Origin of the sequence: Anaerovibrio sp. (assembly GCF_051866355.1) — a bacterium.
GTDB lineage: Bacteria > Bacillota > Negativicutes > Selenomonadales > Selenomonadaceae > Anaerovibrio.
On record NZ_JBJDWZ010000149.1, the window covers coordinates 1 to 9,686 of the forward strand.

The following is a 9,686-nucleotide window of genomic DNA, read 5'->3' on the forward strand; positions in this document are numbered from 1 at the left end:
ACAGAGCTTGCCTACAAGGTCGTTTACCGTGAGCAGGGATTTGTGCCAGCTGACGAAACGAAGGCACCTGATGAGCCTGTAGAGCCGATTGAGGGCAGTACTGGCGAGGGAGTTGATGCTGATGGAGCTGCTGACAAAAACGGAAGCAATGAGCCTGATACTGGAGAAGCTCAGACTGCTAAGAGGCGCAGAAAATCTGAATGAGGTGCAGGCGGAGTTTGCTGCTGAGAAGCTGGTAAGCGACATGCTGGATTATTGCCATCGGGAGGATTTTCCCATGGCCTTAATCTACACTGCCGTTGACCTGGTAAGGAAAAGGCTGGATGATTTGGCCGCTCAATCCGATGAGGATGGAGCTCTTGGCGGCATCCCGGTCAATGGGCCTTTGTCCAGCATCAAGATGGATGATACGGAGTTCAAGTTTGCCGTAAACAATGTTGATGGCTTCGGGCTTATGTCCGACTACGATTTTGACAGCATCAAGGGCAAGCTTAATCTGTATCGCAAGGCGGTGAGCCTGCCATGAGGCTGAAAAAGCTGCTGGACAGGTTCATGTACAGGGACAGGGCAACGGTTTACCGCTACTGTGAGGCATCTGACGGCCTTGCCGATGATTATGAGGATGTGGCGGTATATGAGGATATACCCTGCAAGCTGAGCCAGTATGGCAAGGATGTTACCCTGGATAAAACCGATATGGCACCGTCCATCCACGAGAACCTGCGCATGACCTGCAATCCGGCCTATGATATACAGCCCAATGATTACATCGTCATCCAGCATCAGGGCCAGGAGTTCAGGCTGAGCGCAAGCCAGCCATTCCGTTATCCGACACATCAGGAAATCAGCCTGCTGCGCATTGTTAACAAACGTGAAGTCGGGGTGTGATGATATGGCAGATTTTACCATCAGCGGGCTGGATGCGCTTGATAAGGCACTTGGCAAGCTGGAAAACTCGGCAGAGGCGCAGGACAAGCTGCTGGCCCAGATGGGGGAGCAGCTGGCTGGCAGAGCCAAAAATCTCACGCCAGTTGATACCGGAGCCCTGCGGAACAATTGGAAGCGCACTGCTCCCAAGGAGGGAAGGGTGGAGGTATATAACAACACCGAATATGCCGCCCATGTAGAGTGGGGGCATCGCCAAAAGGTAGGCAGGTTCGTGCCAGCCATCGGCAAGAGGCTGAAGCAGCCTTTTGTGGAAGGCAGGCACATGCTCCGGGATGCGGTGAAGGAAACCGAGGATAACTTTGAGGCTGATGCCATGACGATTTTGGAGGGGCTGCTGTCATGATGATTTCGCTACTAGATATACGGGATGCCCTGGCAGCCCTGCTGAAATCTGCCTATCCTGATTGGAAGGTGCATTTTGACAACGTGGAGCGGCCTCATGCCCCGTATTTTTATGTGGAGCTGACTCAGCGGACGCGGAGCGTTGACGATGTGTGCTCTGAGCGCAGCATATCCGTGGTTATATCCGCGGTGCTGCCCCAGGACAGGGCAGGGCGTGTGAGCCGCAGGTATCTGTTTGAGCTGACGGACAGGCTGGACGGCCTTATCCGCCCGGTGTTCCGTGCCAGGGACAGGGCCATAACGGTGCTGGACGGCAGGTCGACCATTGTGGATGATATACTGCATTACTATTTTGATTTGAATTTTGTCGATGCTGTGGAGATTGCTCCGGCCGACAAGATGGAGGAGCTTGAATTTGATTTGACCATGAAAGGAATGAATGTGAATGGCGAATAAAGCTGAGTTGTTTGGCCTGCCGGAAATCCTCATCAATTTCCGGACACAGGGCACGACGGCCATCAAGCGCAGTGCCCGTGGCATCGTTGCCATGATTCTGCATGATGGCAGCAAGAACGAAATCCAGCAGTTCAGGATATCCGATACCACGGATATTCCGGACGAGATTCTTTCTAAAAAGTCCGTGGAGCTGGTGAAGCTGTGCCTGAAGGGCACGCCTCTGAGGGTGCTTCTTTATGTAATCCCGGATGCCGATACGGAAATTGAGGCGGATGGGCATCTGATGGACCAGAATGACGTCCTTGACCTTATCCAGTCCGTCAAGTGGAACTGGGTGTGCAACCCTACCAGCACAGGTACGGAGCAGGCAGACCTGTCCAGCTGGGTAATCGCGCAGCGCAACAATAAGCGTAAGACCTTCAAGGCGGTATGCGCCAAGCAGGCTGCCGACCATGAGGGCGTTGTCAATTTCTGCACTGATTATATTGTGGCGAAGAACGGCACCGATGAGAACGGCGACCCGGTATACACCACCTATAACGCGGTGCAGTACACGGCGCGTATTGCTGGCGTTTTGGCAGGCCTTGCCCTGGACCGCAGCGCTACCTACTTCCCCCTGACCGAGGTGGAGAGCGTGGAGAGCTACACCGATATTGCTGAGCGTATCGACAAGGGGCAGCTCCTGCTCATCGATGAGCAGGATGGCAACGGCGTCAAGATTGCCCGTGCCTGCAACAGCCTGATTACCTTTACCACCGACAAGGGAGAGGATTTCAGGTACATCAAGATTATTGAGGCACTGGATATGATTACCGATGATATCCGGGATACCTTTAAAAAGTATTATGTGGGCAAGGTCATCAACGATTACAATCACAAGATGCTGTTCATCACGGCGGTGCTGGTGTACTTCGATGAAATCAAGGGCAATGTGCTTGACCGGGACGGCAAGAATAACGTGGATATTGATGAGCAGGCGCAGCTTAACTATGCAAAGCTGCATGGCGAAAAGACTGAGGATATATCCGCTATGGAAATCCGCAAGTACAACACAGGCACCAAGATAATGCTGGCCGGCAATATCAAGCCTGTGAATGCCATGGAAGACTTGACAATTAACTTCGTGATGTAAAAGGCGGTGTGATATATGGCAAGAGATGCAGAAGACGTAATTTATCGTGGGCGCCGCCGCTGGAACGGCAACCACGGCAAGGTATGGTGGGACGCCCTGCTGCTGTTTGAAATCAGCAAGTTTGAGGCGAAGGTAACTGCCCAGCGTGAGGATGTAATCATCGGCAACAGCGTGGACAGCAAGATTACCGGGCTCAAGGGCGAGGGCAGTTTTACCATCAAGTCGGTAGTCAACCGCAATATTAACGCGTACCTGGAGGAGTGGAAGAACGGCCATGACCCTCGCGCCAATATCGTGGGTCTGCTGGAAGACCCGGATGCGGTGGACGGCCAGAATGAGCGCTGCTCCATTGATAACGTATGGTTCAATGAGCTTACGCTGATGACGTTTGAAAAGGGCAATGTGGTGTCCAAGGAGTTCCCGTTTGGCTTTACTCCTGAAGATGCTGCATTCATTGAAGTTGTTGAGTGACGGGGCTGCTTCGGCAGTCCTGTTTTTGTTGGAGGTATAGAGAATGGCGATTAGCATTGCAGACCTGATTGCGAAGAAGGAAGACATCGAGAAGGCCAAGAAGGCAAAATACGACATCAAGACCAGCATCGGCACGCTGACTGTAAAGAAGCCTACGGCATCGCTGGTGGCGGAAACCAACGAGCTGGAGGATGGCAATGAGGAGTATCTCATTATTAACTCCGTGGTGGAGCCTGACCTGAAGGATACCCAGCTGTTAAAGGCATACGGCTGCGTTGAGCCGACGGATATTGTGCGCAAGCTGTTTGATGCAGGTGAGATTATGGCGTTGTCCAGGACCATTATGAGCAAGGCAGGGTACAACGCGGGTAACCTTGAGTCCAAGCTGCATGAAGATGCAAAAAACGGATAACGGAGGATTGGGAAGCTGCTACAGCGGCGTACCTGGTTCTCAGGGGACACAGTTTTGAAGATTTTTTCCGCATGAGCAGGATGGAGAAGATTTTTGCCCATGCGGCTATGGAGCTTGAGAAAAAAGAAAAAGTGGAATGGTTCAAGGCACTGGCCCAGCTGATTTCGGCCAGGAGCCTGTAAAAGCGACACTGGTGTCGTTTTTGGAGTGGTTTTCGGGAGGTTGGCAGTATGGCGAAGGAATTTGTGCTGAGTGCAGTCCTTGAGATGAAGGACATGCTTACGGGCGGTGTAAAAAATGCCCGTAAGTCCATGAATGAGCTTAACAATTCTGCATCCGCCACTGCCAGCGGACTGCGGGGCGTAGAAAAAAGCGGCGTATCTGCTATGAGCAACCTGGGCAGATCCGCTGATGCTGCCGGAGCAAAAGTCAAGAGCGTGGTCAGGGAAATGTCCAATGTCCCGAAGAATACCAGCATCGGCATAAGCATGAAGGATGATGCCGCGCCGAAGCTGGAGGGGCTTCGCTCCAAGCTGAGGGGAATTTCCGGAAAGAGCTATGATGTGCTGGTGAATGTAAAGACTGCCGGTGCAGGTGCCATGAACAGCCTGAAAAGCGGCATCGGCAGTATGGTGAGCGGTGCCGTTCCCCAGGCTATGGGGCTGATGGGCATCGGCATGGGGATTGCTGACACCGTCAATACCTACAAAAATTTCCAGGCGCAGATGAGCACCGTGCAGGCCATCTCAGGGGCCAGTGCTGAAAGCATGAAGGATTTGACGGCCAAGGCAAAGGAGATGGGGGCAACCACGCAGTTTTCTGCTACCGAGGCAGGTCAGGCTATGCAGTACATGGCTATGGCGGGCTGGGAAAATCAGCAGATGATTGACGGCATCGGCGGTGTCATGAACCTTGCCGGTGCTTCCGGCGAAAGCCTGGCCCGCGTGTCCGACATCGTAACTGATGCACTGTCTGCCTTCGGTCTGAAGGCTGGCGATGCAGGGCATTTTGCTGATGTGCTGGCGGCGGCTACATCAAAGTCCAACACCAGCGTGGGACTGATGGGTGAAACCTTCAAGTACGTTGCTCCGATTGCGGGGGCGATGAAGTACAGCATAGAAGATACGTCATTGGCTATCGGCTTAATGGCCAACTCAGGCATTAAGGGCAGCGAGGCAGGTACGGCGCTCAGGTCAACGCTTACGCGCCTTGTGAAGCCGCCTAAGGAGGCTGCCGCTGCTTTAGGCACGTTGGGGATTTCTGCTGTGAAGTCGGACGGTACCATTAAGCCGTTACGGCAGTCACTTGTAGAATTAAGGTCAAAATTCAAGGGGCTTACTGATGCACAAAAAACCCAGTTTGCGGCATCTATTGCAGGACAGGAGGCTATGAGCGGCTTCCTAGCCATCATGAATGAGTCGGATGAGAACTTTAACAAGCTGGCTAATTCTGTTGACAAGGCTAAGGGCAAAGCCGAGGAAATGAACAAGATTAAGAATGATAATCTTGAAGGTGATTTAGCATACCTGCGAAGCTCATACGAAGCCCTGCAGCATACTATCATGGAGGGCGGTCAGGGCACAGGGGGCGGAGGCCCCGCATCCGGCCTGCGAGGTTTTGTTACTGCCCTGAAAGAGGATGTTGACCTGCTGAAAAAGAGCCTTGAGGATGGTCTTGATATTTCCGATGTGGGCAAGCTGTCACTGAATGTTGTCAGCCAGCTGTATGAGAAGTTCAAGGCCCTTGATGGTGTTGGTTCCCTGCTGGCTGGCGGTGCTTTGGCAGCAGGGCTGTACAAGATTATTTCCCTCAGCAAAAAGGCTGCCGGTTCCCTGGCTGGCTTAGCTGGCAAGGGGGCAGGCGGTATCAGCAATAAGGGGGCAGGCTTGCCGGGGCTGCCTGGCAGTATCGGCAGTATGACTGTCAATGCTGCAAGCGTTGTGGTGAATGGCAAGGGCGTAGCCGGAGCAGGTGGAGGCGGCCTTTCGGATATACCCGGTACGCCTGATGTTCCTGATGCCGAAGGCAAAGGCAGTAAAGGCGGTAAAGCTCCTAAAGGCGGTAGGCTAGGTGGCTTTAAGAATGCTGCCAAAGGCTTGCTGAAAGGCGCATCCAAGTATGCTATCCCGCTGGAGATAGCTTCTATCGGCCTGGATTACTACAGCACCAATCAGGAAAATGAGCAGGCATCCTGGGGTGCAGGGTATCAGCTCAGCGAAGTCAAAAAGCAGGTAGCAGCATCTACGGATGCGCTGTATGAGGCAAAAAACCGTGGCGCATCTGCAGAGGAGATAAACTACCTGCAAAAGCAGCATCAGGATGCTGTTGCCAATATGAGCCAGGCACAGCAGTATGCCGACCAGACAAAAAAGTACAACGCAAACCGCATGAATGGAACTACCGGCTCTGCTATCGGTGGTATTGCGGGCGGTCTGATTGGCGGTGCCATAGGCACATTCCTGCTGCCTGGCATCGGTTCCGCAGCCGGTGCAGCTATTGGCGGAGCCGCTGGTTCTGCTGCCGGTGATTTTGTCGGCCAGAATTTCAATGACTGGTCTGCATCAGCCAGCGAGGGGTTGCAGTCATTCCGTGCCGAGTTTGACAATACCATGAAATGGGCTGGCGACAGCTTCAGGGGCATGTTTGAAGCCTTTGGCAACGGTGTTGACAATAACATGCAGTATGTTTCTGATAGCGTGAGCAATAATTTTGAGTACCTAAAGGGCTGTGCCAGCGATGCAGGTGCAGATATCAGCCAGTTTATGGCAGATACAGGCGCCAGCATAGAGGCAACCTTCCAGTCTGCATCAGACAGCGTGAACAGCGGATGGGATAGCATCAGGAGTGGGGCAAGTTCCTTATCGGATTCGCTATACACGATGTTTGACGATGCCATTGCCACTGTAAAGAGCAAATTTAGCGACCTGGCTGCCAGTGCCAGCGCAAAGCTGTCTTCAGCTGGTGCTTCAATCAGCGCGGCGGGCAGCCGTGCTTATAACTGGGCTGCGGAAAAGTGGAACAGCTTCTCCACGGGCACGTCTTATTTTCAGGCTGATGGCGGTATACCTGCCTTTGCGACAGGTACTGATTATTTCCGTGCTGCAGGAGGCATACCATCTTTTGCAGTAGGCACAAACAGCTATCGCAGCATGGGGCTTGCCCAGATAAATGAGCATGGGGGAGAGCTGGTTCAGCTGCCGGATGGCAGCAGGGTGTTCCCTACAGCTGAAACCCAGCAGATTATCAATCGCAGCATCCGCAATGGTGATTTGCTGGGCAACATGCCTGGTGCTGGCTCCATGATTTCAGCTGTTACTCCATCTGCTGATACCGGCAGGCCTGCTCCGGTGGTAACCATCAGCGGCAACAGCTTCACCGTTCGGGAGGAAGCCGATATAGAAAAGATAGCCCACGCCATTGTGGAGCAGTTCCTGCTGGCTCAGGGGAATTTTGCGGGGTGTTGATTATGAGTTTTATGACCGGCATAGGCAGGGCACTGAATGTCCTGTCGTATATTAACGGCGGCACGGGCAGCGACCTGCGTACATTCACATTGACCTGTGAGGAGGAAAAGCTCACGCTGCCTGTTACGCCTTGGGAGTATAGCGTGTCATCAGGCCAGCTGAACAAGGTGGTCAGCATAACCCAGGTGGGTGAAGCACTGATATTCAGCAACCCGAAGCTGAGGACGCTGAAATTCAGCTGCTTTTTCCCCAGCCTGCACCATGAGTACCCCTTTGTGGTGGGGGACGAAAAGGAGCCGGCTGACTGCATTTCTCTGCTGACCAAGTGGAAGGAAAACAAGAAGCCTGTCAGGGTTGTTATTTCCGATTCCCCGGTGAATATGGCTATGGCCATAATGAGTTTCGACTATCATGAGAAGGATGGCACCAGGGATATTTACTACAGCCTGGAGCTGACTGAGTACAAGGAACTGACCATTAAGGATGCCAACGAAAACAAGAAGGTGGAGGAAACCACAGGCCTGAAGGAACGTCCCACGGATAAGCCACAGGCTACTGAGGCCAAGGTCAGCAAGGGCAGTGACATACTGGACACGGCGAAAAAGGCCTACGGCCAGTACAACAAGTGGCGCAGGATTGCCCAGAGCAACAACATGAAGGATTTGCTTATCAACAACAGCGGCAGGATTGCCAAAAAGCTGAAGCTGCCGAAGCTGTAGGAGGCGGGGAAGGATGATTATCAAGCACCATAAGAACGACCTGTCACCGCTGATAGGCAGGATAACCTGGAGCGGTTCACGCCTGCAGGTGGCGCGGAAATTGCAGTTTGATTATAAGCAGGATGCACGGGACCCCAATTTGCCCAATTATCCCATCGAAAACGGCGAAACTGTCTACGGCTATACCGAGGATGGCAAGCTGGTATTTCAGGGCAACGTGTACAAGGTTGAGAAGGATACCCAGGCTTCCACGGTGTCTATATTAGCTTATGACCACCTGTGGGTCATGACACGCTCCAAGACCACGAAGAAGTACAAGAACGCCAATCCTGCTGATATTACCAAGGGGCTTTGCGGAGAATTGGGGGTGAAGCCGGGAAATATAATAGACCCCGGCGTGAATGTCAGCTTCATTGCCTCAGCCAAGACAGGCTACCAGATTATTATGGCGGCCTATACCGAGGCCAGCAAGCAGACAGGCAAGAAGTATCACCCCATCATGAACGGCGATGCCCTTGACATTGTGGAGCGGGGCACCATGATTGCTGATTTTGAGGCTGATGACAGGATAAACCTGACCAACAGCCGGTACAGCGAGAGTATTGAGCAGATAATCAATCAGGTACTGGTGACTGATGAGCAGGGCAATTCCGTCAGTATTGAGAAGGATGCTGACAGTATCAAGAAATACTCCATGTTTCAGGAAGTCTACAAAAATTCCAAGAATGAGGATAATGCAGCAAACATCAAGAAGCTGCTGGAGAAATCCAAGCCGGACAGGTCGGGAAGCCTTGAGGCACTGGGGGATTACAGGGCTGTCGCTCCCTACTCCATCAAGGTCAGGGATAACCTTTTTACGGGGAAATTCTGGGTAAAGTCCGATGCCCATACCTGGCAAGACGGCGTGCATACCATGCGCCTGGAGATGGAGTTTGAGGAGCTTATGAACGAGGAAAAGGCTGATAAGGAAAAAGAGGAAAAGCCTAAAAAGAACAGCAAGCCTAAGAAGTAAGGGGTGAATTTTATGGCAGGCAAGCAGATACCTACCCTGGGGCAGTCAATGGAAAAGATGGTTAATGCCATGCACGGTATCGCTCAGGATGAACGGCTGGCACGGCCAAAAATCGGCAGGGTGCTGACACCACCGCCTGCGCTCACTGTGCAGGTGGATGACATCGTGATAGAACGGGGCGAGATGTACATCTTTTCCTATTCCCTGCCGGGGTATACGCGGCACATGGTAGGCGAGACGTCGTTCCGCGGCGGCGGTGCCGGATATGCTGAGTATCAAAGTCACAATCATCCCATTAACAACGATGAAACGTGGACTGATACCCTGGTGCCCGGTGACCTGGTGGGAGTTATCCCTCTGGAAGGTGTTACGGGGGCCGCTGGTGACCAGTCCCAGATGTTCCTGATAACAGGGAGGCTGACGAGATTATGAGTGTAGATTTTCCTTTCAGCGGTGCCACGGATGAGGCGATAGCTGCAAGCAGTACGGAGAATAACATGCCCTTGTTCACTGAGTATGCCTGGAATTTTGAGCTGGATAAGTTCATTTATGACGGCAGGGGGAGGCATATCGTAGTGACCGGCAAGGAAGCCGTCAAGGTATGGGTGTATAAAGCCTTGAAGACGGAACGGTATGAGCATCTTGCCTACAGCTGGCAGTACGGCATCGAAGTCAAGAAGTTCATTGGCAAGGTCATGCAGACAGGGGACAGGATTGCGGAGCTGAAGCG

The 9,686-nt window shown here is 52.8% G+C and carries 13 protein-coding genes; all 13 read left to right on the top strand.

All coding sequences use genetic code 11. From position 1 onward, the window contains the following. The coding region (locus tag ACI3UA_RS07895) for a hypothetical protein (protein WP_439724269.1) at positions 1 to 204 on the top strand (204 nt) is incomplete at its 5' end. Continuing rightward, complete coding sequence (locus ACI3UA_RS07900; RefSeq protein WP_439724270.1) at positions 122 to 526, top strand: hypothetical protein; 405 nt, start codon at positions 122 to 124, stop codon at positions 524 to 526. The genes ACI3UA_RS07895 and ACI3UA_RS07900, both read left to right, overlap by 83 nt. Continuing rightward, the gene (locus tag ACI3UA_RS07905) at positions 523 to 888 is read left to right on the top strand and encodes a hypothetical protein (protein WP_439724271.1); all 366 of its coding nucleotides are present in this window, start codon (positions 523 to 525) and stop codon (positions 886 to 888) included. Before ACI3UA_RS07900 ends, ACI3UA_RS07905 begins: the two co-directional genes overlap by 4 nt. 4 nt (positions 889 to 892) lie before the next feature. Then, positions 893 to 1,291: an HK97 gp10 family phage protein gene (locus ACI3UA_RS07910; protein WP_439724272.1), complete on the top strand. Its 399-nt coding sequence runs from the start codon at positions 893 to 895 to the stop codon at positions 1,289 to 1,291. Further along, positions 1,288 to 1,746, top strand: a complete 459-nt coding sequence (locus ACI3UA_RS07915; protein WP_439724273.1) for a phage tail terminator family protein — start codon at positions 1,288 to 1,290, stop codon at positions 1,744 to 1,746. The genes ACI3UA_RS07910 and ACI3UA_RS07915 overlap by 4 nt, the downstream gene beginning before the upstream one ends. Then, positions 1,736 to 2,878, top strand: coding sequence for a phage tail sheath C-terminal domain-containing protein (locus ACI3UA_RS07920; protein WP_439724274.1), 1,143 nt, complete (start codon positions 1,736 to 1,738; stop codon positions 2,876 to 2,878). The genes ACI3UA_RS07915 and ACI3UA_RS07920 overlap by 11 nt, the downstream gene beginning before the upstream one ends. 15 nt (positions 2,879 to 2,893) lie before the next feature. Further along, the gene (locus ACI3UA_RS07925; RefSeq protein WP_439724275.1) at positions 2,894 to 3,349 is read left to right on the top strand and encodes a phage tail tube protein; all 456 of its coding nucleotides are present in this window, start codon (positions 2,894 to 2,896) and stop codon (positions 3,347 to 3,349) included. Positions 3,350 to 3,392: 43 nt separating this feature from the next. Further along, complete coding sequence (locus ACI3UA_RS07930; RefSeq protein WP_439724276.1) at positions 3,393 to 3,761, top strand: phage tail assembly chaperone; 369 nt, start codon at positions 3,393 to 3,395, stop codon at positions 3,759 to 3,761. Positions 3,762 to 3,991: 230 nt separating this feature from the next. After that, positions 3,992 to 7,225 carry a phage tail tape measure protein gene (locus ACI3UA_RS07935; protein ID WP_439724277.1) on the top strand — a complete coding sequence of 1,078 codons (3,234 nt, stop codon included), beginning with the start codon at positions 3,992 to 3,994 and terminating at the stop codon, positions 7,223 to 7,225. Positions 7,226 to 7,227: 2 nt separating this feature from the next. Continuing rightward, positions 7,228 to 7,944, top strand: coding sequence for a hypothetical protein (locus ACI3UA_RS07940; protein WP_439724281.1), 717 nt, complete (start codon positions 7,228 to 7,230; stop codon positions 7,942 to 7,944). A 13-nt stretch (positions 7,945 to 7,957) separates the two neighbouring features. After that, on the top strand, positions 7,958 to 8,956 hold the full coding sequence (locus ACI3UA_RS07945; RefSeq protein ID WP_439724278.1) for an XkdQ/YqbQ family protein: 999 nt from the start codon (positions 7,958 to 7,960) through the stop codon (positions 8,954 to 8,956). A 12-nt stretch (positions 8,957 to 8,968) separates the two neighbouring features. Then, positions 8,969 to 9,388 (top strand): DUF2577 family protein, encoded by a 420-nt coding sequence (locus tag ACI3UA_RS07950; RefSeq protein WP_439724279.1) that lies wholly within the window; start codon positions 8,969 to 8,971, stop codon positions 9,386 to 9,388. Beyond that, the coding region (locus ACI3UA_RS07955; protein ID WP_439724280.1) for a DUF2634 domain-containing protein at positions 9,385 to 9,686 on the top strand (302 nt) is incomplete at its 3' end. The genes ACI3UA_RS07950 and ACI3UA_RS07955, both read left to right, overlap by 4 nt.

Bases quoted from the DNA above. Each gene is read 5' to 3' on its own strand.
- ACI3UA_RS07915 (WP_439724273.1), top strand. From the start codon at position 1,288: ATGATGATTTCGCTACTAGATATACGGGATGCCCTGGCAGCCCTGCTG.
- ACI3UA_RS07945 (WP_439724278.1), top strand. From the start codon at position 7,958: ATGATTATCAAGCACCATAAGAACGACCTGTCACCGCTGATAGGCAGG.
- ACI3UA_RS07940 (WP_439724281.1), top strand. From the start codon at position 7,228: ATGAGTTTTATGACCGGCATAGGCAGGGCACTGAATGTCCTGTCGTAT.
- ACI3UA_RS07950 (WP_439724279.1), top strand. From the start codon at position 8,969: ATGGCAGGCAAGCAGATACCTACCCTGGGGCAGTCAATGGAAAAGATG.
- ACI3UA_RS07925 (WP_439724275.1), top strand. From the start codon at position 2,894: ATGGCAAGAGATGCAGAAGACGTAATTTATCGTGGGCGCCGCCGCTGG.
- ACI3UA_RS07930 (WP_439724276.1), top strand. From the start codon at position 3,393: ATGGCGATTAGCATTGCAGACCTGATTGCGAAGAAGGAAGACATCGAG.
- ACI3UA_RS07900 (WP_439724270.1), top strand. From the start codon at position 122: ATGGAGCTGCTGACAAAAACGGAAGCAATGAGCCTGATACTGGAGAAG.
- ACI3UA_RS07910 (WP_439724272.1), top strand. From the start codon at position 893: ATGGCAGATTTTACCATCAGCGGGCTGGATGCGCTTGATAAGGCACTT.
- ACI3UA_RS07905 (WP_439724271.1), top strand. From the start codon at position 523: ATGAGGCTGAAAAAGCTGCTGGACAGGTTCATGTACAGGGACAGGGCA.
- ACI3UA_RS07920 (WP_439724274.1), top strand. From the start codon at position 1,736: ATGGCGAATAAAGCTGAGTTGTTTGGCCTGCCGGAAATCCTCATCAAT.
- ACI3UA_RS07935 (WP_439724277.1), top strand. From the start codon at position 3,992: ATGGCGAAGGAATTTGTGCTGAGTGCAGTCCTTGAGATGAAGGACATG.